This window comes from Pseudomonas sp. R84 (genome assembly GCF_009834515.1).
GTDB lineage: Bacteria > Pseudomonadota > Gammaproteobacteria > Pseudomonadales > Pseudomonadaceae > Aquipseudomonas.
The window spans coordinates 5,700,426-5,722,674 of record NZ_CP019426.1; the positions used below are offsets into that span (position 1 = coordinate 5,700,426).

Annotated in this window: 20 protein-coding genes; 13 read left to right on the forward strand and 7 right to left on the reverse strand. The window is 60.0% G+C overall.

Annotated elements, in window-relative coordinates; translation table 11 throughout:
* Nucleotides 1-41: 41 nt before the first annotated feature.
* Nucleotides 42-962 (forward strand): hypothetical protein, encoded by a 921-nt coding sequence (locus PspR84_RS25235; RefSeq protein WP_160059522.1) that lies wholly within the window; start codon nucleotides 42-44, stop codon nucleotides 960-962.
* 103 nt (nucleotides 963-1,065) lie between these two features.
* Here PspR84_RS25235 and hrpB read toward each other — a convergent pair whose 3' ends face one another.
* Nucleotides 1,066-3,585: an ATP-dependent helicase HrpB gene (gene hrpB, locus PspR84_RS25240; protein WP_160059523.1), complete on the reverse strand. Its 2,520-nt coding sequence runs from the start codon at nucleotides 3,583-3,585 to the stop codon at nucleotides 1,066-1,068.
* Between the two features lie 110 nt (nucleotides 3,586-3,695).
* On the opposite strand from hrpB, the gene PspR84_RS25245 reads away from it, so the two are divergent.
* Nucleotides 3,696-4,115, forward strand: a complete 420-nt coding sequence (locus tag PspR84_RS25245; protein WP_160059524.1) for a polyribonucleotide nucleotidyltransferase — start codon at nucleotides 3,696-3,698, stop codon at nucleotides 4,113-4,115.
* A gap of 12 nt (nucleotides 4,116-4,127) precedes the next feature.
* Nucleotides 4,128-5,036 carry a cation diffusion facilitator family transporter gene (locus PspR84_RS25250; protein ID WP_160059525.1) on the forward strand — a complete coding sequence of 303 codons (909 nt, stop codon included), beginning with the start codon at nucleotides 4,128-4,130 and terminating at the stop codon, nucleotides 5,034-5,036.
* 27 nt (nucleotides 5,037-5,063) lie between these two features.
* Here the strand turns inward: PspR84_RS25250 and PspR84_RS25255 are convergent, their stop codons facing one another.
* Entirely contained in the window at nucleotides 5,064-6,122 is a 1,059-nt protein-coding gene (locus tag PspR84_RS25255) for a DUF6515 family protein (RefSeq protein ID WP_160059526.1), read from the reverse strand.
* A 451-nt stretch (nucleotides 6,123-6,573) separates the two neighbouring features.
* On the opposite strand from PspR84_RS25255, the gene PspR84_RS25260 reads away from it, so the two are divergent.
* Together PspR84_RS25260 and PspR84_RS25265 are read left to right on the forward strand one after the other, a co-directional pair.
* Complete coding sequence (locus PspR84_RS25260; RefSeq protein ID WP_007909658.1) at nucleotides 6,574-7,053, forward strand: Lrp/AsnC family transcriptional regulator; 480 nt, start codon at nucleotides 6,574-6,576, stop codon at nucleotides 7,051-7,053.
* Nucleotides 7,054-7,335: 282 nt separating this feature from the next.
* Entirely contained in the window at nucleotides 7,336-7,545 is a 210-nt protein-coding gene (locus PspR84_RS25265; RefSeq protein WP_007909655.1) for a DUF2788 domain-containing protein, read from the forward strand.
* Here the strand turns inward: PspR84_RS25265 and PspR84_RS25270 are convergent.
* The 4 genes from PspR84_RS25270 to PspR84_RS25285 all read right to left on the reverse strand — a co-directional run bounded on the left by PspR84_RS25270 (nucleotide 7,540) and on the right by PspR84_RS25285 (nucleotide 14,017).
* A complete protein-coding gene (locus tag PspR84_RS25270; RefSeq protein WP_160059527.1) occupies nucleotides 7,540-8,175 on the reverse strand; it encodes a pseudouridine synthase in 636 nt (211 codons plus the stop codon). The two genes, PspR84_RS25265 and PspR84_RS25270, sit on opposite strands and share 6 nt — an antisense overlap.
* A gap of 70 nt (nucleotides 8,176-8,245) precedes the next feature.
* Nucleotides 8,246-9,745 carry an AMP nucleosidase gene (amn, locus tag PspR84_RS25275; RefSeq protein WP_161986511.1) on the reverse strand — a complete coding sequence of 500 codons (1,500 nt, stop codon included), beginning with the start codon at nucleotides 9,743-9,745 and terminating at the stop codon, nucleotides 8,246-8,248.
* Between the two features lie 170 nt (nucleotides 9,746-9,915).
* Complete coding sequence (locus PspR84_RS25280) at nucleotides 9,916-11,565, reverse strand: acyl-CoA dehydrogenase family protein (protein WP_160059528.1); 1,650 nt, start codon at nucleotides 11,563-11,565, stop codon at nucleotides 9,916-9,918.
* A 97-nt stretch (nucleotides 11,566-11,662) separates the two neighbouring features.
* Entirely contained in the window at nucleotides 11,663-14,017 is a 2,355-nt protein-coding gene (locus PspR84_RS25285; protein WP_160059529.1) for a hybrid sensor histidine kinase/response regulator, read from the reverse strand.
* 303 nt (nucleotides 14,018-14,320) lie between these two features.
* Between PspR84_RS25285 and PspR84_RS25290 the strand changes: the two genes are divergently transcribed.
* The 4 genes from PspR84_RS25290 (at nucleotide 14,321) to PspR84_RS25305 (ending at nucleotide 17,839) form a co-directional block, all read left to right on the forward strand.
* Nucleotides 14,321-15,118: a hydroxymethylpyrimidine/phosphomethylpyrimidine kinase gene (locus tag PspR84_RS25290; RefSeq protein ID WP_007909650.1), complete on the forward strand. Its 798-nt coding sequence runs from the start codon at nucleotides 14,321-14,323 to the stop codon at nucleotides 15,116-15,118.
* Between the two features lie 18 nt (nucleotides 15,119-15,136).
* Nucleotides 15,137-15,760: a thiamine phosphate synthase gene (thiE, locus tag PspR84_RS25295; RefSeq protein WP_160059530.1), complete on the forward strand. Its 624-nt coding sequence runs from the start codon at nucleotides 15,137-15,139 to the stop codon at nucleotides 15,758-15,760.
* A gap of 15 nt (nucleotides 15,761-15,775) precedes the next feature.
* Nucleotides 15,776-17,059 (forward strand): glutamate-1-semialdehyde 2,1-aminomutase, encoded by a 1,284-nt coding sequence (hemL, locus tag PspR84_RS25300; protein WP_160059531.1) that lies wholly within the window; start codon nucleotides 15,776-15,778, stop codon nucleotides 17,057-17,059.
* 225 nt (nucleotides 17,060-17,284) lie between these two features.
* On the forward strand, nucleotides 17,285-17,839 hold the full coding sequence (locus PspR84_RS25305; RefSeq protein ID WP_003228518.1) for a tetratricopeptide repeat protein: 555 nt from the start codon (nucleotides 17,285-17,287) through the stop codon (nucleotides 17,837-17,839).
* Between the two features lie 110 nt (nucleotides 17,840-17,949).
* On the opposite strand, the gene PspR84_RS25310 is transcribed toward PspR84_RS25305, so the two are convergent.
* Nucleotides 17,950-18,279, reverse strand: coding sequence for a DUF1820 family protein (locus PspR84_RS25310; RefSeq protein ID WP_003185742.1), 330 nt, complete (start codon nucleotides 18,277-18,279; stop codon nucleotides 17,950-17,952).
* Between the two features lie 133 nt (nucleotides 18,280-18,412).
* Between PspR84_RS25310 and miaB the strand changes: the two genes are divergently transcribed.
* The 4 genes from miaB (at nucleotide 18,413) to PspR84_RS25330 (ending at nucleotide 22,249) form a co-directional block, all read left to right on the forward strand.
* Nucleotides 18,413-19,741 carry a tRNA (N6-isopentenyl adenosine(37)-C2)-methylthiotransferase MiaB gene (gene miaB / locus PspR84_RS25315; RefSeq protein ID WP_160059532.1) on the forward strand — a complete coding sequence of 443 codons (1,329 nt, stop codon included), beginning with the start codon at nucleotides 18,413-18,415 and terminating at the stop codon, nucleotides 19,739-19,741.
* Between the two features lie 177 nt (nucleotides 19,742-19,918).
* The gene (locus PspR84_RS25320; RefSeq protein ID WP_160059533.1) at nucleotides 19,919-20,917 is read left to right on the forward strand and encodes a PhoH family protein; all 999 of its coding nucleotides are present in this window, start codon (nucleotides 19,919-19,921) and stop codon (nucleotides 20,915-20,917) included.
* The gene (ybeY, locus tag PspR84_RS25325; RefSeq protein WP_160059534.1) at nucleotides 20,910-21,404 is read left to right on the forward strand and encodes an rRNA maturation RNase YbeY; all 495 of its coding nucleotides are present in this window, start codon (nucleotides 20,910-20,912) and stop codon (nucleotides 21,402-21,404) included. The genes PspR84_RS25320 and ybeY overlap by 8 nt, the downstream gene beginning before the upstream one ends.
* Before the next feature lie 5 nt (nucleotides 21,405-21,409).
* Nucleotides 21,410-22,249, forward strand: a complete 840-nt coding sequence (locus tag PspR84_RS25330; protein WP_007909641.1) for an HlyC/CorC family transporter — start codon at nucleotides 21,410-21,412, stop codon at nucleotides 22,247-22,249.

Below are 22,249 nucleotides of genomic sequence, written 5' to 3' on the forward strand. Positions count from 1 at the left end.
GAACATCGGCCCGTCGCCCCGAATTCACGATATGGAATCCCATGAAAATCTTATTGGTGTGCAAGGACATTGGTGGTTACGCGCGCAAACTGGCGGACTATCTGAGGATCGACAATGACGTGTGTTTCATCGATACGTCATCGACACAGAACAGCTTTGATCGAGCGCCGAAGATCCTGCGCCGCCCGCTTAAACGCTGGGCGCAGTTACGCCAATTCAAGAAGAGTATCGGTGCATCAGGGCGCTTTGACGTTGCATTGATCATCAACCCGGCACAAATCGATCCCCGGCAACTGACCGCTGGCCTCAATGCCAGCGAACACAAGATCGCCTACCTCTACGACAGCTTCAGTCGCTGGCCGATGACCCGGGAAGAACTCGGCGCTTATGACGAGGTGTTTTCCTTCGACCCGCAGAATGCTGAAAGCTACGGCCTGAAGAAACTCCACAACTTCATTTACGACGACTACAGCGCAGACGGCGAACCCGGTGAATACTCGGCGTTTGTGGTGATGGCGGGCAAGGATCGGGTGCCGGCACTTGAGGGCCTGGCGCAGGCATTCGACCGCCTCGGGGTGACCGATTACAAATTTCTGGTTCAGTGCAAACCAATCCCGAACGCGCATCCGGGCATCACGTTCTTCGAGCAGAGAATGTCGCTGGAATCCGTCGGCGAACTGGTGAAACGCTCGCGGATCATTCTGGACATTTCCAAGCCTGGTCAGGCCGGGTTGAGTTTCCGTTTCTTCGAAGCCATGGCCTCACGGAAAAAAATCATCACCACCAACAAGAGCGTGGTCGACTATGACTTTTACAACCCGGCGAACATTTTGGTCATTGATGAGGCCAATCCGGTGATTCCGGAACGGTTCATTACTGATCCGTATGTCGATGTGCCTGAACACATCTACCAGAAGTACACCCTGCAGGGATGGGTCAAAACAGTCTTTTCGCGCTCATGAAATGACATCGCAGGCAGCTCCCACATTAGATCGGTGTCGTACCGTTATTCTGTGGCCGACTTCAATTCTGTAGGAGCTGCCGCAGGCTGCGATCTTCTGACCTTCAGGTACCGCGCGGTTTGGCCCGTGCGGTGGCTTCGGCCACCAGCGGATCATCCGGCCAGTAATGCTTCGGGTACCGCCCCTTCAAATCCTTCTTCACCTCGGCATAGGTGCTGCGCCAGAAGTTGGCCAGATCCTGCGTCACCTGCACCGGCCGCCGCGCTGGCGATAGCAGATGCAATTTGACCACCTGGCGCCCACCGGCAATTCGTGGCGTGTCCGCCAGCCCGAACAGTTCTTGCAAGCGCACCGCGAGAATCGGTGGAGACTCGCTGTAATCGAGTCGAATCGACGACCCCGACGGCACGCTCAGATGATGTGGCGCCAGCTCATCGAGCTTTTGCGGCAACGGCCACGGCAGCAGATTACGGACGATGCTCGACAGATCCAGATTGGCAAAATGGCTGAGCCGCGAAACCTTGCCCAGATAGGGCATCAGCCAGTCTTCGAGGGTGTTGAGCAACGTTGCATCGCTGACATCCGGCCACTGACTTTCATCCTGCGAATTCAGATCAAGCTGTCGCAACAGCGCCACCCGCGCCTGCCACTGACGCAATTCCGGCGTCCACGGCAGCAGCTCCAGACCTTTGCGCCGCACCAGATTGACCAGCGCCCGACTGCGCGCATTTTCGTCGAGACCGGTCAGCGGTTCGCGGCTGAGAATCAGCTCGCCTACTTTGCGCTGACGCTCGGCGCGCAGCACGCCTTCGCGTTCATCCCAATCGAGTTGATCGACATTGCGCACCTGTTCGGCGAGCACGGAATCGAACAGCGCCGGATCGAAATCCGCTGCCAGATAAATCCGTTCTTCGCGCTGGCCCTGACGGCTGCCGAGGTCGGCGATGACGATCCACGGCTCTTTCATCAGGCTGTCCGCCTCAGCGAACAATGCCGCGCGACCGTTGGCCAGACGATACTCAGCGCCACCGGCACGCCGCTGTTGCGCGACGCGATCGGGATAGGCCAGCGCCAGCAACGCACCGAGCCAGCGCGGATGATCAGGATCGCTGACCGGCTCGCTCGCCTTGCCACGCAGGTAACCGCGATATTGCCGCGCCAGTTGCTTAGCGCGCTGCACCCCGCCCTGCGCACCACGGGCGGCACGCTCTTCGCCAGAAAGCAGCACAAGCCGACTGTGCAAATCCGCCCCAGCACCGCGCACGATATCGCGCTCACCAAGCAATGCGGCGACGTCGCAGGCCATGTTGGCCAAACCCAACGCCTGTCCGCGCAACAGCAAATGGCCGATGCGCGGATGCGCAGGCAACTCAGCCATGGCCTGACCATGAGTGGTCAGCGCCTCACCTTCCAGCGCACCCAGCCGTTGCAGCAAATCCTGCGCCTGGGCATAAGCCGCCGCTGGCGGAACATCGAGCCAGACCAGTTCGCCCGGCGTGACGCCCCAACGTCCGAGTTGCAGGGCGAGGCTGGCGAGATCCGCCGAGAGAATTTCCGCACTGCCATACGCCGCCAATTGCTCGTGCTGATCCTGCGACCACAAGCGATAGCAAACCCCCGGCTCCAATCGCCCGGCGCGGCCTGCACGCTGGGTGGCGCTGGCCTTGGAAATCCGCTGGGTATCAAGACGCGTCATGCCGCTGCCCGGGTCAAAACGCGGCACCCGCGCCAGCCCGGCATCGATCACCACACGCACGCCGTTGATGGTCAGACTGGTCTCGGCGATGTTGGTCGCCAACACCACTTTGCGCTGGCCGGGCGGCGCCGGATCAATTGCAGCACGCTGGGCATTGAGATCGAGTTCACCGTGCAACGGGCACAGCAACACGTCGCTGCGCTCACCGATCGCGTCGGCCAATTGTTGATGCACACGACGAATTTCCGCCTGCCCCGGCAGAAACACCAACAGGCTGCCGCTTTCATCGTGCAGCGCTTCGAGCACGGTTTGCGTTACACGCTGATCGATGTATTCGCCGGGCTGAAACGGACGGCCCCAGCGCATCGTCACCGGATACATGCGGCCTTCGCTGCGCAGGATCGGCGCGTCGTCCAGCAACCCGGCCAGACGTTCACCTTCGAGCGTGGCCGACATCAGCAGAATCTTCAGCGGTTGTTCAGCCCGGAACAGCTCGCGACCGTTCAGACTTAAGGCCAACGCCAGATCGGCGTCGAGACTGCGTTCGTGAAATTCGTCGAAGATCAGCAAGCCCACGCCTTCCAGCGCCGGGTCATCCTGCAGACGCCGGGTGAGAATGCCTTCGGTGACTACTTCGATGCGTGTGTTGGGGCCGACCTTGCTGTCAAGACGAATGCGATAACCAACGGTTTCACCGACCTTCTCGCCCAACTCACTGGCCAGACGTTCCGCCGCTGCGCGCGCGGCCAGACGGCGCGGTTCGAGCATCAGAATGGTCTGCCCGGCCAGCCACGCCTCATCGAGCAAGGCCAGCGGCACGCGGGTAGTTTTACCAGCGCCGGGCGGTGCTTCGAGCACAGCTTCGTGGCGTGTCGCTAGGGCTTCACGCAGGGCGGGTAAAACTTCATCGATTGGCAAAGAATTCATGCTGGCTCCCAAACAGAGCGGCGAGTATAACGGCGAACTGGCGGGCGTTCGTCAGGGTCTTAACTTCACACGACGACGCTTCGTTCTTAGATCAATCAGGAGATTTTCCCATGCGCTTACCTTTTCGCCTGATCGGCGGTGCACTGGTCGCCACCCTGCTCACGCAAATCACCGCGTGCGGTTCGATTTTCTACCCGGACCGTCGCGGTCAGATCGACGGCAAGATCGACCCGGCGATTGCCGTGCTCGATGCTGTGGGCCTGCTTTTCTATGTCATCCCCGGCCTGATCGCGTTCGCCGTCGACTTTGCCACCGGCGCGATCTACTTCGAACCGGGCCACACCGCGCAGATCGACCCGGCCAAACTCAAGCAAGCCATCGGCCCGGACGGTCAGGTCGATAATCACAAGCTGCAGGCTATTCTCGAAAGTGAACTTGGGCGGGACTTTCCTCTGGATGACCCGCGCCTGATTCAACACAAAGGCAGCACTCAACAACTGGCGATGTTCGGCCTGCAACCCGCCGCTTAAAAAGGAAGTTAAATGACATCCAGCCCCGAACACGCTCGCCTGCTACGTCTGGCGACCCGCGCCTCGGTGGCGGTCGCGTGCACGCTGATCGTTGCCAAAGCCATCGCCTGGTGGCTGAGCGGTTCGGTGAGCATGCTCGCCGGCCTCACCGACTCGGCGCTGGATGGCGTCACTTCGATGCTCAATCTGCTGGCGGTGCATTACGCGCTGCGCCCCGCCGATGACGATCACCGTTATGGCCACGGCAAGGCGGAATCGCTGGCGGGGATGGCGCAGGCGTTGTTCATTGGCGGCAGTGCGGTGTTGATCGCGTTTCAGGCGTTCGAACGGTTGAAGACGCCAGAGCCGATCGGCGCACCGTGGCTGAGCATCGGTGTGATTGTGTTTTCGTTGCTGCTGACGGCGGCGCTGCTGGTGTTGCAGCATCGGGTGATCAAGCAGACCGGCTCCAACGCCGTGCGCGCGGACTCGCTGCACTATCGCTCGGACATGCTGCTCAACGGCAGCATTCTGCTTGCGCTGATCCTCGCCGGGTTTGGTTTTGAGCAACTGGATGCGTGGTTCGGTCTGGGCATTGCTGCGTACATTTTGTGGAGCGCAGTCCAGATCGCCCGGGAAAGCTTTTCAGTGTTGATGGATGAAGAGCTGCCGGCGGATGTCAGTCAGCACATGCTTGAACTGGCCTGCGGTGTGCCGGGCGTGTTGGGCGCGCATGACTTGCGCACACGGATCTCCGGCAACCACTGGTTCGTGCAATTGCACCTGGAATTGCCGGGGGAATTGACCTTGTCAGTGGCGCACGGCATCAGTGATCAAGCTGCCGATGCCATTCACAAGGCCTACCCGCGAGCCGAAGTGCTGGTGCACGCCGACCCGATAAAAGCAGCTACAAGCCGCGAGCCGCAAGCTTCAAGCTTGTAGCTCTAAACTTGCAACTCGTAGCTGCTCTTACTGGACCTGATAACCGCGACTGCTCAGGCAATTGCCCTGAGCCTGGCGATACGCCTGAACCACTTCAGGCGCTGGCTGATAGGTCGCGGTGCGCGGATCGAAACCGCTTTGCTGCACGGCGTACTGATAGCACTGATAACCGTCCTGCTGCACCTGCTCCGGCGACTGGCCGTTGGCCGGGTACGCTTCGACGTCATAGCCTTGTGATTGCGGCTGCGGTTGTTGCTGCACCGGCGGCTCGACGACCACGTAATCCTGCGTCGCTTCCTGATAGGCGTAGTAGGAACCGGCGGCGAGGAATAGCAGCGCCCCCCCGATCCACACTTCACGGGCGTAATCGGGCAAATACTGGATGCGGATCCCGCGCGGTGGCTGCACGACGATGTAGCGCGGGCCTTGCGGGCGATACCAGTAGCCACCGGAGAAAAAGTAATCCTGCCCGCGATACGGCACGCGATAGTCGCGATCCGGGAAGCGGTCGATCACATGCCCCGGGCGATATTGCGGACCAGGGCCCCAACCGTTGCCGTGACCGTCCGGACGCCCAGGCCAGCGATTGTCATTGGGCCGGTTACCGGTCTGCCATTGCTGGTTGTGATAACCATTTTGTGGACGCTCGTCGCGGTAGTAGCCCTGACGCGGCTCCTGGGTCTGGCGCACGGCGTCGGGCCGTGGCTGGATCGGCAGGCTGTTGGCCGGCAGTTGTGGCGGCGGTGGCGGCTGGCGCACCGGGTTGGGATTGTAGGCTGGACGGTTCTGGTCGTGGTTTTGCCACTGACCATTATTGTTGTGCTGCTGGCCGTTGTGCTCGAACTGGCGGCTGTTGTCGCCACGAATGATCTCGTTGTTCTGCGGGCGCGGCTGATTCTGCTGTGGCTGATTATTCTGCGGACGCGGCTGATTGTTGCCGCCATGGCCCTGATTATTGCCCTGATGGTCCTGGCCATGGCCACCGCCCTCCGGCCCGCGATTCTGCGGTTCATCGGCAAGCGCTTGCGCACTGACACTCACACACAGCAAACCAACACCGGCCAGACGCCAAATGCGCGACTTCATGCTTTTTCTCACTGCGGGGCCTGTAAATGTAAGAGGACTTGTAGCTAAGACCGGGAATACACACACCGGGTTCTGCAACAGGTTATCAGTCGCGCAACTTATTTATTGAGCGTCTGGCATGAAATCGCAGGCAAGAAAAAAGGGAGACCCGTCGGCCTCCCTTCTAGAGAACTTCGTCCTGGCTCGACGCTTTTGACGTCGGCTCACCTCACGCCGTCTTCTGGACAGTGTGCAGCTCGGGGGCCGGCACAACCCCGATGGGGGTGGCGGCCGCGGCAGGCCGGATAGGGCGGGCCGCGTGGACTGTGTTACCGAGCAGTGATTCTGGTGATAAGAATAGGCCTGAGGTCGCGACAGAGGATTGCGAAGATTGCTGAAATAAACACCACTTGCGCAATTTTTAACCCTGGATAGATAATCTGCCGCAATAGTTACAACCAAGGACAGATTGATGAGCAAACTCGACCGTTACGACCTGAGTATTTTGGCGGAATTGCAGCGCGACGCCCGCATCTCCAACCAGGAATTGGCCGAGCGTATCGGTCTGTCGCCTTCCCCGTGCTCGCGCCGGGTCAAGCAACTGGAAGACGACGGGTATATTTCGCGCCAGGTGGCATTGCTCGATCGCAAAATGCTTGGGTTGAGCCTGACGGCTTATGTGCTGATCGGCATGGACCGGCATACACCGGAGCGTTTCGAGAATTTCGAAGCGGCGATTCGGACGTTGCCGCAGGTGCTGGAGTGCAGTCTGGTGACTGGGGTGGATGCCGATTACCAGTTGAAAGTGGTGGTGCCGGATATGGATCACTATCAGAAGCTGTTGCTGGGGCACCTTACCCGGATCGAGGGCGTGACCAGTGTGCGATCGAGTTTTGTGCTGAATCAGGTGCTCAACAGCACCGAACTGCCGCTGACTCATTTGCGTAGCTGATCAAAGGCACCCTCACCCCAGCCCTCTCCCGGAGGGAGAGGGAGCTGACCGAGGTGTCTGGCGTCATGCATCGACCTGAAAGATCGAGTCGATTGTGGATTCACAACAGAGCGTTCAGGTCGGCGTATTCCTTGAGCATCCCCCAATCAGTCCCCTCTCCCTCTGGGAGAGGGCTAGGGTGAGGGCAAAAGGCTTCGGATCAGACCCAGATCAATGCCACCCCACACACCTTGGCGTATACTCGCCGCGCCCTTTTAGCCGCGCGCGTGTCGGAGAAACCCAATGGATCCTGCATTATTAGAAGAGTGGATGATGACCGGTCTGGTCAGCATCCTGATCATTTTCATGGGTTTCATCGTCTGGGATCTGGCGAAGAAGTCCAAGGCCGGGCGCTTTGGCTCGTTCATTCTGTTCTTCGTGCTGGGCCTGGGCGTGGCCGCCTTTATCATCAAGAGTGTGGTGATCGGCCTGATCGAATCCGGCGCTTTATAAGCGCGCCGGCACTTCTTTCCACTGGCCCTGATCAAGGCCATCGATCGTCCAGTCGCCAATCCTGACCCGCACCAGCCGCAACGTCGGCAGACCGACCGCCGCCGTCATGCGCCGTACCTGACGGTTACGCCCCTCGCGAATCACCAGTTCCAGCCATGAAGTAGGTATGGTTGCGCGAAAGCGCACCGGCGGATTGCGCGGCCACAGCTCAGGTTCATCCAGTTGCCGCGCTTCGGCGGGCAAGGTCATGCCGTCATTTAGCTCAACGCCGTCACGTAAACGCTGCAGCTGTTCGGCCGTCGGCACGCCTTCAACCTGCACCCAATAGGTCTTCGCCAATTTGTGTTTCGGATCGGCGATGCGCGCCTGCAACTGCCCGTCGTTGGTCAGCAGCAACAAGCCTTCACTGTCGCGATCCAGGCGTCCGGCCGGATAAATGCCGGGCACATCGATGTAATCCTTGAGCGTCGCCCGCCCTTCGCCGTCGCTGAATTGCGTCAGCACATCGAACGGTTTATTGAACAGGATCAGTTTCGGCTCGCCCGGTGGTGCCTTGGCAACACGGCGCGGGGAAGCAGACTGAGGCTTCGCGCCAGGACGGCGGGAAGGTGGACGTGGAGGACGGGACATGGCGAAAAGAACATCTAACGGTCAGGGCTGCCAATGCTAGTAGCCTGACCGTTAAATGACCATCAACAAATCAGCGGAACGGCGGCTCGTCGAAGCTGCGCAGTTTGCGCGAGTGCAGCGAGTTGAGTTCGGTGCGCAGCAAATCGACCGCTTCGATGCCGATCTTCAAGTGCTGGCTGACCGCGCGCTCATAGAAGGCGTTAGCCGAACCCGGCAGCTTGATTTCGCTGTGCAGCGGTTTGTCCGAAACGCAGAGCAACGTGCCGTACGGCACTCGCAAGCGATAACCCTGCGCGGCAATCGTGCCACTCTCCATGTCCACCGCGACCGCGCGGGACAGGTTGATCAACGGCCGTTCCTGAGCCCAACGCAGTTCCCAGTTACGGTCGTCGTAGGTCAGCACGGTGCCAGTGCGCAGGCGTTTTTTCAGGTCGTCGCCCTTCTCGCCAGTGACATTGGCCGCAGCCTGTTGCAGGGCCATTTGCACTTCGGCCAAGGCCGGGATCGGAATGTTCGGCGGCACTACGCGATCAAGAATGCCGTCGCGACGCATGTACGCGTGCGCCAACACGTAGTCGCCAATGGTCTGCGACTGACGCAGGCCACCGCAGTGGCCGATCATCAGCCAGCAATGTGGACGCAGCACCGCCAAGTGGTCGGTGATGTTCTTGGCGTTGGACGGGCCGACGCCGATGTTCACCAGGGTCACGCCGTGGCCATCGCTGGCGATCAGGTGATAGGCCGGCATCTGATAGCGGTGCCAGACCACACCGGCTGCGATCGCCGACGCTTCGCCGTGATCCATGCCTTTCTCGATGATCACGTTACCCGGCAACACCATGCGCACAAAACGCGGGTCGCTGCGCAGTTGCTCCAGACCATGGACGATGAACTGGTCGACGTAGCGGTGATAGTTGGTCAGCAGAATCCACGGCTGCACATGGCGCCAGTCGCTGCCGGTGTAGTGAACCAGACGGCGCAGCGAGAAATCCACGCGCGCAGCGTCGAACAAGGCCAGCGGCAGCGGATCGGTGTTTTCCCAGTCGTAGAGACCGTCGGCGATGCCATCGGTGGCGGCGGACAGATCGGTACTCGGGAACACTCGCGCCAGCACGGCAGCGGTGACGCCGGAACCAGCGAGTTCATCGCCCTGCTCGACCACATACGGATACGGAATGTTTTGCTGGCTGACGCCGACTTCCACGGTCACGGTGAAGTCGTGCATCAACGGCACAAGCTGTTCGAGCAGATATTTGCGGAACGCTGCCGGGTGGGTGACGGTGACGCTGTAAGTGCCTGGCAGTTGCACCTTGGCGTAAGCGCGGGTGGTCTGCGGGACTTCGCCCTGGCAATGGTAGGTCAGACGCAGTTCGGGATAACGAAACAGAGCACGCTGCGCAGCGTCGGGTTCGACGCGATCTTTCAGGTAACGCTTGAGCGCCGAGTTCAGCGCAGTGGTGGCCCGCTCATGCAGCTCGGCCAGACGATCCACGGCTTGTTCGGCGGTTTGAACGACAATAAACGCTTCGGTCACGATCAGCTTCCTGTGTTCTGACTTGCAGAGCTTCATCTTGCCTGCATCGTGGCGTCACGGGAACAGTGGCATGTTGGCAACCGCACAATATATGGGTCACCCCAATCCTTGTAGGAGCTGCCGAAGGCTGCGATCTTTGGATCTTGTTGTTTAGAAGATCAAAAGATCGCAGCCTTCGGCAGCTCCTACAGGGGATGTGTGGTGGGTCAGAGAATCTGTGGGGTTGAGCGGGCGACGATGGCTTCGACGTCCAGCCCACGCGGCAAGGCGCCGTAGACCCGGCCACCACCGCTCAGACGGCTGGCAATGAAAGCATCGCTGACGGCTGAGTTTCCCCCCTCCAACAGAAGCTTGGCCTGCAAACCAAGCGCAATGTCCTCAGTCAACTGCCGCGCCCGATATTGAATGTCGCCCGTATCCTTGAACTGCGCCTGCAACTGCTGAATGTGCGCAGCCAAGCGCTTGTCGCCATGCCCATCGCCCAACTCGCTGAACAACACATCCAGCACACCCGGCTCTTTCGACAACGCGCGCAGCACGTCCAGGCATTGCACATTGCCGGAGCCTTCCCACGTCGAGTTCACCGGTGCCTCGCGGTACAGGCGCGGCAGGATGCTCTCTTCGACGTACCCGGCGCCGCCCATGCACTCCGCCGCTTCGTTGATCATCCCCGGCGCACGTTTGCAGATCCAGTATTTGCCCACCGCCGTCACCAGCCGGGCAAATTGCGCTTCATGGCGATCGTCCAGATGATCCAGTGCCTTGCCCATGCGCAGACTGAGCGCCAGTGCAGCTTCGCTTTCCAGGGCCAGATCGGCCAGCACGTTTTGCATCAGCGGCTGTTCGCTGAGCAGTTTGCCGCCGACCTTGCGATGCGCGCAGTGGTGGCTGGCCTGGGTCAGCGCCTGACGCATCAACGCGCTGGAACCGACCATGCAATCGAAGCGAGTCATTGCGACCATTTCGATGATAGTTGGCACCCCGCGCCCTTCCTCACCGACCATCCACGCCAGCGCGCCACGAAACTCCACTTCGCTGGAGGCGTTGGACTGGTTGCCGAGTTTGTTTTTCAGACGCTGGATGTAGAACTGATTGCGCGTGTCGTCCGGACGATGGCGTGGCAGCAGGAAACAGCTCAAACCCTTGTCGGTTTGCGCCAGCGTCAGGAAGGCATCGCACATCGGTGCCGAGCAGAACCACTTGTGCCCGACCAGTTCATAGGCCTGACCCGGACCGCTGGCGCCGACCGGATAAGCCTTGGTGGTGTTGGCGCGCACGTCGGTGCCGCCCTGTTTCTCGGTCATGGCCATGCCGATGGTAACGCCGGCCTTGTGCGCCATGCCGACGTTGCGCGGATCGTATTCAGTGGCGAGGACTTTCGGCAGCCATTGCTCGGCCAGATTCGGCTGCAAACGCAGGGCTGGCACGCTGGCGAAGGTCATGGTCAACGGGCAACCGCTGCCCGCCTCGGCCTGACTGTGCAGATAAGTCATCGAGGCGCGGGCGACGTGGGCGCCATCCTGTGGATGCGCCCATGGCAGCGAAGTCAGGCCATGCTCGATCGCCGTGCGCATCAGCTCGTGATAAGCCGGGTGAAATTCCACCAGATCGATGCGATGGCCGTAGCGGTCATGGCTGGCGAACACAGGTTTGTTCTGATTGGCGAGGAACCCGGCTTCCATCAGCGGTCCACCGGCGAGCGCGCCGTAGGCATCGATTCGCGACTCGGCCCAACCGGCACCAAAGCGCCGCGACCACTCCTGCAATGGCAGGTCGATGCGGTACAGGTTGGTACCGTCCAGCGACGGTGGCTGGTTGGTGACTTCGTGGGTTTCGGCGAACTGATGCAGGTTCATGACGGGGCTCCTTAATGCAACCAAGGAACTCAGTTAAGCACCGCACTGCAACCGGTCAAAGTGTCATATCAGCCGAATTTGCGGCGCTTTTACCTTGTCAGCAGCACAGCACCCGCCGTGCCAGCGCAGATTGCAGGTCTTCGAATTTCGCCGGTTTGTTCAGGTAATCGATCGCTGCACCGGTGGTGCACAGCTCTCGATCAGCGTTCAACGCCAGCATGAACACTGGCAGGTTGGCGCATCCGGGTAACGCATGAATCTGGCAGCACAATGACGCGCCTTCATTGCTCGGCAACTGGCAGTCGATCAATACTGCATCCACCGTTTCACGCTGCAGGCATTCGAGCGCCGCCGCACCGTTGTCGGCACTGCGCACGCGGAAGCCGAGCTTGAGCAACATGCCGCGCATCACCAGTTGATTGACGCTGTTGTCGTCCACCAACAACACCGTGCAGTCCTGCGGTGCACGTACGCAATCGTGCGAAGGCGCAGAGATCGGCGCAGTTTCCACCACCGGCAGTTCGAACTCGACATCCAATTGGAAGCGGCTGCCGCGCCCAGGTTCCGAGCGATGCGTGAGTTTGCCGCCGAGCAACTCGACCAACTGTCGGCAGATCGCCAGACCGACGCCCAGCCCGCCGTATTCGCGGGTCATCGAACCGTCGAGCTGGAAGAAGCGCTGGTACATCGTCGCTTCGCCCAGATCAGTGAACCCGATACCGGTGTCGATCACCGCAAACGACAGCGCCAGACGATTGCCCGTCGACGGTTTGCCCGTCACGCGCAACGCCAACCCACCAACACGGGTGAACTTGATCGCATTGTCGAGCAGGCATTCCAGGCATTGCGCGAGTTTGGCGCTGTCGCCGTGCAGGCGATCCGGCAGGGTTGGCAGTACTTCAACCTTGAAGTCCAGCGACTTGCTCGCCGCGTTACCGTCGAACTGTACGCGCAACGCCTCGACCACTGCGCGCAGACTGAAACTGCCCGGCGCAGCCTTGAGTTTGCCAGCCTGCAATTCAGTGAGGGTAAGGATGCCGTTGACCATACGCATCATGTCTCGCGCGGAACCGGCGGCCGTCTGCTGGTATTGCTCCAGCTCCGGATCAAGCTCGACCGTCTGCATCAATTCCAGCGAACCGATCACACCGTTCATTGGCGTGCGCAGTTCGTGGGTCAGGGTCGCCAAGAACTCATCTTTGAGCTTGTTGCTATGGGCCAGTTGCTGGTTGAGCACTTCGAGTTTCTGCCCGGCGTCGTACAGGGTCTGCGCCTGTTGCTCACGCATGGCGTTGATGCGGTCGGCCAGTGCCAGTGACAGCAATGCCACCTCAATGGCCGAACCGATCTGGCTGGCGTACATGGTCAGGAACACGTTCGGCAGCAATCCCAGCACCATCAGCGTGTTGACGATGCCGCCGAGCAGAAACGCCGACCAGGCGATGATGAAATAGCGCGCCACGCGCAAGCCGCGCCACCAGGCCAGAATCCCGGCGGCAAAAATCACCACTGTAAAGGTCAGTGCCAGCGTTGTTGCCAGGCGCAGGGCCAAGGCGTAACTGGTCATCAGCGACAGACCGATGACCAACGCACCGAATGCAATGAGTCCGATCAGCAAACGATCGAGCCAGCGGCTGTGGGTTTTGGTTTGCAGGAAACTGCGGGCGAACTGGCTGCCGAACAAGCCCGCGCAACCGATGAAGAACGGCGTGGCGGCGTTGGCCCACCATGGATTGTCCGGCCAGAAATACTCGACGGCGGCGCCATTCACCGACAACTGATAAAGGCCAAACGAGGCAATATAGAAGATGTAGTAGAGATAGCTGGTATCGCGCACGCTAAGGAAGATGAACAGGTTGTAAACCACCATCCCCAGCAGAACGCCGTAAATGATGCCGAGCACATACAGGCGCACTGGCTGGTCTTCGAGGTACGCCGTGCTTGACCATAACGTCACCGGCGCCTGGATTGACCCTTCGCTGGCCAGTCGCAGATACACGGTCTGCGTTTGATCCGGCTTGAATGAAAGATCGAACAGATAGTTGTTCTGGCGAATCTCGCGGCTGGCGAACGGCAAGGCATCGCCGGTTTGCCGGACGAGGCGGTAGTCGCCATTGGCGTCGGCCGTATAGAGATCGAGATGGTCGAGCGGTGGATAAGCCAGTTCCAGCAGCCAGGTGCGCTGGGCGGCGGGATTGCTCGGACGATAATGCAGGTCAATCTTCAGCCAGAACGCCGAGCGTGAATAACCGGCATTGAGCGTGGCTTTATCGTGAGGTTTGAAATTGCCGGCGGCAGCTTGCGCACGAACATCGGCAATGCTCGCCTGACCGCTCGGGTCTTCGAACACTTGCAGCGACCGGCCCAGAGGGAGGCTCTGGGTAAATTCGTCGAATTCGACGGCGCTCGCCATAAGGGGCAAGCAGAACAACAACATCAGCAAATAGCGCATTGAAGCCCCAGCGTGGCTCGTCCGGTTGTGTCAGGAAGCCCCCCATTCCCTTTGAGTAGACGTAAAACCGGTATTACCTGTTATTGGTTTGGATCCAGACTAGCATAGCCGTTGATGGCCATTGAGCACCATTGAATTTTTTCCTACAAAGGCTCTAGAACGGGCGTTCCAGAGCAAAGCAGCGAGCTAGAGCTGTTGAGTTGGTCAGTTTGTGACAGAGCGGTCGGATTCTCCTGCCAGATTATCGGCCCGGGACAACGGCACTGAACCCGAAAATCAGCTTTGGTGGTAAGCTCGCGCACCATGAATATCTACAGCTCCCGCCCCGTTGTCCTCTGTCTCTCCGGCCACGACCCAAGTGGTGGCGCCGGCTTGCAGGCAGATATCGAAGCCTTGCTCGCGCAGGGTTGCCATGCGGCTCCGGCCGTCACCGCCCTGACCGTGCAAGACACCGTCAACGTCACTGACTTCCGCGTCCTCGACCGTGAGTGGGTACTGGCTCAGGCCAATGCCGTGCTCAACGACTCCGAAGTCGCTGCGGTCAAACTGGGCATGCTCGGTTCGCTGGAAATGGTCGACACCGTTGTCGAACTGCTTTCGGCGCACCCGCACTTGCCGGTGGTCTGCGACCCGGTGCTGCGCGCCGGTGGTGGCGGTCGCCTGGGCAAGGACGAGGTCGGCTATGCGATGCGCGAGCGTCTGCTGCCGCTGTCGATCATTGCCACGCCTAACCTTCCTGAAGCGCGCATCCTCGCCGAATTGCCAGAAGGCACCGCAGACGAGTGCGCTGAAAAACTCCTGCCGTTCGTCAAAAACCTGCTGATCACCGGCGGCCACGGCGACGAAACTGAAATCCATAACCGCGTGTACAGCCGCGATGGTCTGCGTGAAACCTTTATCTGTCAGCGTCTTCCGGGCAGCTATCACGGTTCCGGTTGCACGTTGGCCAGTGCTTTGGCCGGTCGCCTGGCTCAGGGCGAACACCTCGCCAGCGCCGTGCGCAGTGCATTGGATTACACCTGGCGCACCCTGCGCGATGCCGAACAACTGGGCAAAGGCCAGTTCGTCCCGCGTCGCCTGCCGCTGGATTTCTGCTCGTAACGTCGTGAGGTCTGCCCGATGAAACTACGTGGCCTGTATGCCATTACCGACAGCGCACTGCTGGCGGGCAAGTTTCTGTCTTACGTGGAGGCGGCGCTGGAAGGCGGCGTCACCCTGCTGCAATACCGCGACAAGAGCAACGACGAGGCCCGCCGTCTGCGTGAGGCCGAAGCGCTGCGTGATCTGTGTGAGCGCTACAAGACGCAGTTGATCATCAACGATGACGCTGAACTGGCGGCGCGCCTTAACGTCGGCGTGCACCTCGGCCAGACCGACGGCCCGCTATCGCCGACCCGCGCCCTGCTCGGTTCAAAAGCGATTATCGGTTCGACCTGCCACGCGCAACTCGCGCTGGCCGAACAAGCGGCCAAAGAAGGCGCGAGCTATGTCGCCTTCGGCCGCTTCTTCAACTCCAACACCAAACCCGGCGCGCCGACCTGCAGCCTCGATCTGCTCGACGACGCCAAGCGCACGCTGCACCTGCCGGTCTGCGCGATTGGCGGCATCACCCTCGACAACGCCGCACCGCTGGTGGCCCACGGGGTCGACCTGCTCGCCGTGGTTCACGGACTGTTCGGTGCCGAGAGCAGCGCCGAAGTGACCCGCCGCGCCCGCGCGTTCAATGAATTACTGAAAGTCTGATTTGAGAGCCCGATCATGTCTCGTTCCGAAACCCTGTTTGCCAATGCCCAGAAACATATCCCCGGTGGCGTGAACTCGCCCGTTCGCGCGTTCAAGAGCGTTGGCGGCACGCCGTTGTTCTTCAAGCACGCTGAAGGTGCCTACGTCACTGACGAAGACGACAAGCGTTATGTCGATTACGTCGGCTCGTGGGGTCCGATGATCCTCGGCCACAGCCACCCGGACGTGCTCGACGCGGTGCGTAATCAACTGCAACACGGCTTGTCGTACGGCGCGCCGACTGCGATGGAAACCGAGATGGCCGACCTGGTCTGCTCGCTGGTGCCGTCGATGGACATGGTGCGCATGGTCAGCTCCGGCACCGAAGCGACCATGAGCGCGATCCGTCTGGCCCGTGGCTACACCGGCCGCGACAGCATTATCAAGTTCGAAGGCTGCTACCACGGTCACTCCGACAGCCTGCTGGTCAAGGCCGGTTCCGGCGCACTGACCCAAGGCGTACCGAGTTCGGCCGGCGTGCCGGCGGCATTCGCCAAACACACCCTGACCCTGCCGTTCAACGACATCGACGCTGTGGAAAAGATGCTCGCTGAAGTGGGCGAGGACGTGGCGTGCATCATCGTTGAGCCGGTTGCCGGCAACATGAACTGCGTACCACCGGCACCAGGCTTCCTCGAAGGCCTGCGTTCGCTGTGCGACAACCATGGCGTGGTGCTGATTTTCGACGAGGTGATGACCGGTTTCCGCGTTGCCCTCGGTGGTGCTCAGGCGTACTACGGGGTCAATCCTGATTTGACCACCTTCGGCAAAATCATCGGCGGCGGCATGCCGGTCGGCTGTTTCGGCGGCAAGCGCGAAATCATGCAGCGCATCGCGCCGCTGGGCCCGGTGTATCAGGCTGGTACGCTGTCGGGTAACCCGCTGGCGATGGCCGCTGGTTTGACCACGCTGCGTCTGATCAGCCGCCCGGGTTTCCACGCCGAGCTGACTGACTACACCACGCGTCTGCTCGACGGTCTGCAACAGCGCGCTGATGCCGCTGGCATTCCGTTCGTGACCACCCAGGCTGGCGGCATGTTCGGTCTGTACTTCAGCGGCGCCGACGACATCGTCACCTTTGAAGACGTGATGGCCAGCGACGCTGCACTGTTCGGTCGCTTCTTCCACCTGATGCTGGAAGGTGGCGTGTACCTGGCACCGAGCGCCTTCGAAGCCGGTTTCACCTCGATCGCCCACGGCGAAGCCGAGTTGAAACTGACCCTGGACGCAGCCGAACGCGCCTTCGCTGCACTGAAGTAATCGCCGTACCGCTGACGTTGGCTATGGCCAGCGTCAGCATTCACCTACACCCGCGCTGTTTTTCCGATGCTCCTGCTAAAAATCTCCCCTAAAGTGGGCGATATATTCCCCGCGCAGCAGAAAAACGAGTAAAGACTTTGTAAGGTTGGCCCTGCTTATTTCATAATGCGCGCTTATTGGATCCCTCGATGGGTCCGCGTGCCCTTCAGAGGTAAGTCGATTCCCATGAACCGCACCGGCCGCACCCTTGCCTTGGGCTGCCTGTTGCTCCTTCAGCCCCTGCTCGCGCATGCACAAGCAGGCGGCAACTCGTTGTTGATCCCGGCGATGGGTCGTTGCACCCTCAATACTCAGCCGCAAGACGTCACGCAGGCACTGGCCGCCTGCCAGAAAGCGGCGGATGAAGGGGATGCGCAAGCGCAATACGAGTTGGGTGAGTTCTACTACGACGGCAAAAACGCGCCGCGCGACCTCAATCAAGCCCTGAGCTATTTCGAAAAAGCCTCGTTGCAAGGCCACGCTCAGGCTCAGTTCAAGCTCGGCACGATGTTCTTCCACGGTGAAGGCGTGCAGGCCAACAACATTCAGGCGTATATCGTGCTGAAGATGGCCGCGGTCAACGGCGCTGAAGATGCGCTGGATACGGCTGACGAAGTTTCCGAAAAAATGTCCCGCGAAGATCTCGAGACTGCCACGCAAGTGCTCGGGCAAATTTTCCGTAAATACCTGATGGAATTGCAGAGCGCCGATGGGCGTACGCCGTTTTCGCCTCTTCCCTGATTTTTGCGCCGACCTTTCCGGCCCCTTCGCGAGCAGGCTCGCTCCCACATTGGAATGCATTCCCCTGTGGGAGCGAGCCTGCTCGCGAAGAGGCGACTCGGTGTTAAGGCTTACTTCTCAGGCATCGGCATCGGAAACGGCATCACATTGCCGACCGCGCCGCGGGCTTCGCTGATTTTCGGGGTGCCCAGACGCTCCACTTCGTCGATGCGCACAATCGAATGCATCGGCACAAAGCTGCGCACCACGCCTTCGAACTGCGCCTTGAGCTTTTCTTCGCTCGGATCGACGACCACTTGCGTGCGCTCGCCAAAGACGAACTCTTCCACTTCCAGAAAGCCCCACAGATCACTTTGATAGATCTGCTTGGCGTACATTTCGAACACCTGGCCCTGGTTGAGGAAAATCACCTTATAGATTGGAGCTTCGCGTTTGGTCATGGCGGGGGGATAACATCGGGGATAAAAATGAGGGCGCAAACTATAGCATAGCCACCGGACGCGCAGCGGTAGGAACCTGAAGGCTTGTTCCCTATAATGCGCGGTTCTTTGAATCACGTGATGACCCTAATCCATGGCCAAGAAGCTTTACATCGAAACCCACGGTTGCCAGATGAACGAGTACGACAGCTCGCGCATGGTCGATCTGCTGGGTGAACATCAGGCCCTGGAAGTCACCGCACGTGCCGAAGACGCCGACGTGATTCTGCTCAACACCTGCTCGATCCGCGAGCGCGCACAAGATCGCGTGTATTCGCAGCTCGGCCGCTGGCGCGAACTGAAACTGGCCAACCCGGAGATGGTGATCGCCGTCGGCGGTTGCGTGGCCAGCCAGGAAGGCGCGGCGATCCGCGATCGCGCGCCGTACGTCGACGTGGTCTTTGGCCCGCAGACCCTGCACCGCCTGCCGGAAATGATCGACGCCGCGCGCATCACCAAGATGCCGCAGGTCGACGTCTCGTTCCCGGAAATCGAAAAATTCGACCACTTGCCCGAACCGCGCATCGATGGCCCGAGCGCCTACGTGTCGGTGATGGAAGGTTGCAGCAAATACTGCACATTCTGCGTGGTGCCTTATACCCGTGGCGAAGAAGTCAGCCGGCCGTTCGACGACGTGATCGCCGAAGTCATTCACCTCGCCGAAAACGGCGTACGTGAAGTGACGCTGCTGGGGCAGAACGTCAACGGCTATCGCGGTACGACCCATGACGGTCGTCTGGCTGATCTCGCCGAATTGATCCGTGTTGTCGCCGCCATCGACGGCATCGACCGCATTCGCTACACCACTTCGCACCCGCTGGAGTTCTCGGACAGCCTGATCCAGGCCCACGCCGATGTGCCGGAGCTGGTCAAGCACCTGCATTTGCCGGTGCAATCGGGTTCCGACCGGATTCTCGCGGCGATGAAGCGCAACCACACCGCGCTGGAATACAAATCCAAGCTGCGCAAACTGCGCGCTGCCGTGCCGGGCATTTGCATCAGCTCGGACTTCATCGTCGGTTTCCCCGGCGAGACCGAGAAAGACTTCGAACAGACCATGAAGCTGATTGCCGACGTCGGTTTCGATTTCTCTTATTCCTTCGTCTATAGCCAGCGCCCGGGCACCCCGGCTGCCGATCTGGCGGACGACACCCCGGAAGAGCTGAAGAAGGAACGCCTGAACGCGCTGCAGCACCGTCTGAATCAGCAAGGTTTCGAGATCAGCCGACAAATGGTCGGTTCGATCCAGCGCATTCTGGTGACCGATTATTCGAAGAAAGACCCGGGCGAACTGCAAGGGCGCACCGAGAATAATCGTATCGTCAACTTCCGCTGCGACAATCCGACCTTGATCGGCCAGTTCGCCGACGTGCATATCGACGCGGCGCAGCCGCACTCGCTGCGCGGCTCGCTGATCCAATAAATGCAAAAGATCGCAGCCTTCGGCAGCTCCTACATGGATTACATTCCCCTGTAGGAGCTGCCGAAGGCTGCGATCTTGACGGTCTCGACGCCAAGAATATTTAAGAGCTTTCGCACCCACGCCTCTGGCGTTATCCTTGATTTCATCTTAATTGCCCCAGGGCGGCTAAATACGACCTTGAACGCACCCATAGAACCACATCGTTTTATCCTCGAGCCCTTTGAGGCTCGCCGCTTCGCCAATCTGTGCGGGCAATTCGACGAGCATTTACGCTTGATCGAACAGCGCCTGACCATCGAGATCCGCAACCGCGGAAACCAGTTCGAGCTGATCGGCGACCCCAAACTCACCACGTCTGCGGAAAATCTGATTCGTCGCCTGTACCGGGAAACCAAGGGTTCAGAGCTGTCGCCAGATACGGTGCACCTGTTCCTGCAGGAATCGTCCGTCGTCGAGCTGGACAACCACGCCCCCGCCGAAGCCTCCGTCGCCCTGCGCACCAAGAAAGGTATGATTCGCCCGCGCGGCTTGAATCAGTTGCGCTACGTGAAGGAAATCCTCGGCAACGACATCAACTTCGGCATTGGCCCGGCCGGTACCGGCAAGACTTATCTGGCCGTTGCTTGCGCTGTCGATGCACTGGAGCGTGAGCAAATTCGCCGCATCCTGCTGGTGCGTCCGGCGGTTGAAGCGGGTGAAAAACTCGGCTTCCTGCCCGGCGACCTGTCGCAGAAGATCGACCCGTATCTGCGCCCGCTCTACGACGCGCTCTACGAAATGCTCGGCTTCGAATACGTGGCCAAACTGATCGAACGTCAGGTGATTGAAGTTGCGCCGCTGGCCTACATGCGCGGTCGTACGCTGAATAACAGCTTCATCATTCTCGACGAGAGCCAGAACACCACCGTCGAACAGATGAAGATGTTCCTGACCCGGATCGGCTTCGGTTCCACCGCCGTCATCACCGGTGACATTACCCAGGTCGACCTGCCGAAAGGCACCAAGTCGGGTCTGCACCATGTGATCGAAGTGCTCAAAGACGTGCCGGGTATCAGCTTCACTCACTTCCAGCCTAAAGACGTCGTGCGCCATCCTTTGGTCCAGCGGATCGTCGAAGCCTACGAGCGCTTCGAAAACCGAGACGAAGCCCCCAAGGACACCTCGCGAGATGCTTGAGCTAGACCTGCAAATCGCGACTGAAGCAAACGCGCCGAGTGAAGCCGACTTCCGTTTGTGGTGCGAACTGGCCCTGCGCCAGCGCACCGCCGACTCGGAAATGACCATTCGTCTGGTCGACGAGGAAGAAGGCCGCGAGCTCAATCACACCTGGCGTCACAAGGATTACGCGACCAACGTCCTGTCGTTCCCGGCCGAAGTGCCCGACGAGTTTCTCGACATCCCATTGCTTGGCGATCTAGTGATCTGCGTGGCCGTGGTCGAACGCGAAGCCGCCGAACAGGGCAAGGAACTAAAGGCCCATTGGGCGCATCTGGTCATTCACGGCTGCTTGCATCTGCTTGGTTACGACCATATGGATGACGAGGAAGCCGAAGAAATGGAAGCACTGGAACGCGAGTTGCTTGCCGAATTGGGCTATCCCGATCCGTACGCGGACGACGAAACCGAAACATCCCCTATCGTTACAACAAAGGATTCAGAGTAATCGCTATGAGCGAAGATCGATCGAGCAACGGGCAGAAGTCATGGCTGGGTAAACTGACCCAGGCTTTTGCCCACGAGCCGAAGAACCGCCAGGAGCTCCTCGAGCTGCTGCGTGATGCGCATCAGAACAAACTGCTGGACAGCGAAGCGCTGGCCATTGTCGAAGGCGCCATTCAGGTGGCTGACCTGCAAGTACGCGACATCATGGTGCCGCGCTCGCAGATGATCAGCATCAAGGCGACCCAGACACCCCGTGAATTCCTCCCCGCAGTGGTCGACTCGGCCCACTCGCGCTATCCGGTCATCGGCGAAAGCCATGACGACGTGATGGGCGTGCTGCTGGCCAAGGATCTGCTGCCGCTGATCCTCAAGGAGAATGGCGACAGCTTCAACATCAAGGACCTGCTGCGCCCGGCCACCTTCGTGCCGGAGTCCAAGCGCCTGAACGTGTTGCTGCGTGAGTTTCGCGCCAACCACAACCACATGGCCATCGTCATCGACGAATACGGCGGCGTGGCGGGCTTGGTGACCATCGAAGACGTGCTGGAACAGATCGTCGGCGACATCGAAGACGAGCACGACGTCGAAGAAGACAGCTACATCAAGCCGCTGCCCAGTGGCGACTTCCTGATCAAGGCCCTGACGCCGATCGAGAACTTCAACGAGTTCTTCGACAGCGAATTCTCCGACGATGAATTCGACACCGTCGGCGGCCTGGTTATGAGCGCGTTCGGACACTTGCCAAAACGCAACGAAATCACTGAAATCGGCGCCTATCGTTTCCGCATCCTGAACGCCGACAGTCGTCGGATTCATTTGCTGCGACTGACGCCAATCGCCCGGTAA

Coding starts and splice junctions, on each gene's coding strand:
- PspR84_RS25235 (WP_160059522.1), top strand. CDS start 42: ATGAAAATCTTATTGGTGTGCAAGGACATTGGTGGTTACGCGCGCAAA.
- hrpB (WP_160059523.1), bottom strand. CDS start 3,585: ATGAATTCTTTGCCAATCGATGAAGTTTTACCCGCCCTGCGTGAAGCC.
- PspR84_RS25245 (WP_160059524.1), top strand. CDS start 3,696: ATGCGCTTACCTTTTCGCCTGATCGGCGGTGCACTGGTCGCCACCCTG.
- PspR84_RS25250 (WP_160059525.1), top strand. CDS start 4,128: ATGACATCCAGCCCCGAACACGCTCGCCTGCTACGTCTGGCGACCCGC.
- PspR84_RS25255 (WP_160059526.1), bottom strand. CDS start 6,122: ATGAAGTCGCGCATTTGGCGTCTGGCCGGTGTTGGTTTGCTGTGTGTG.
- PspR84_RS25260 (WP_007909658.1), top strand. CDS start 6,574: ATGAGCAAACTCGACCGTTACGACCTGAGTATTTTGGCGGAATTGCAG.
- PspR84_RS25265 (WP_007909655.1), top strand. CDS start 7,336: ATGGATCCTGCATTATTAGAAGAGTGGATGATGACCGGTCTGGTCAGC.
- PspR84_RS25270 (WP_160059527.1), bottom strand. CDS start 8,175: ATGTCCCGTCCTCCACGTCCACCTTCCCGCCGTCCTGGCGCGAAGCCT.
- amn (WP_161986511.1), bottom strand. CDS start 9,745: ATGAAGCTCTGCAAGTCAGAACACAGGAAGCTGATCGTGACCGAAGCG.
- PspR84_RS25280 (WP_160059528.1), bottom strand. CDS start 11,565: ATGAACCTGCATCAGTTCGCCGAAACCCACGAAGTCACCAACCAGCCA.
- PspR84_RS25285 (WP_160059529.1), bottom strand. CDS start 14,017: ATGCGCTATTTGCTGATGTTGTTGTTCTGCTTGCCCCTTATGGCGAGC.
- PspR84_RS25290 (WP_007909650.1), top strand. CDS start 14,321: ATGAATATCTACAGCTCCCGCCCCGTTGTCCTCTGTCTCTCCGGCCAC.
- thiE (WP_160059530.1), top strand. CDS start 15,137: ATGAAACTACGTGGCCTGTATGCCATTACCGACAGCGCACTGCTGGCG.
- hemL (WP_160059531.1), top strand. CDS start 15,776: ATGTCTCGTTCCGAAACCCTGTTTGCCAATGCCCAGAAACATATCCCC.
- PspR84_RS25305 (WP_003228518.1), top strand. CDS start 17,285: ATGAACCGCACCGGCCGCACCCTTGCCTTGGGCTGCCTGTTGCTCCTT.
- PspR84_RS25310 (WP_003185742.1), bottom strand. CDS start 18,279: ATGACCAAACGCGAAGCTCCAATCTATAAGGTGATTTTCCTCAACCAG.
- miaB (WP_160059532.1), top strand. CDS start 18,413: ATGGCCAAGAAGCTTTACATCGAAACCCACGGTTGCCAGATGAACGAG.
- ybeY (WP_160059534.1), top strand. CDS start 20,910: ATGCTTGAGCTAGACCTGCAAATCGCGACTGAAGCAAACGCGCCGAGT.
- PspR84_RS25330 (WP_007909641.1), top strand. CDS start 21,410: ATGAGCGAAGATCGATCGAGCAACGGGCAGAAGTCATGGCTGGGTAAA.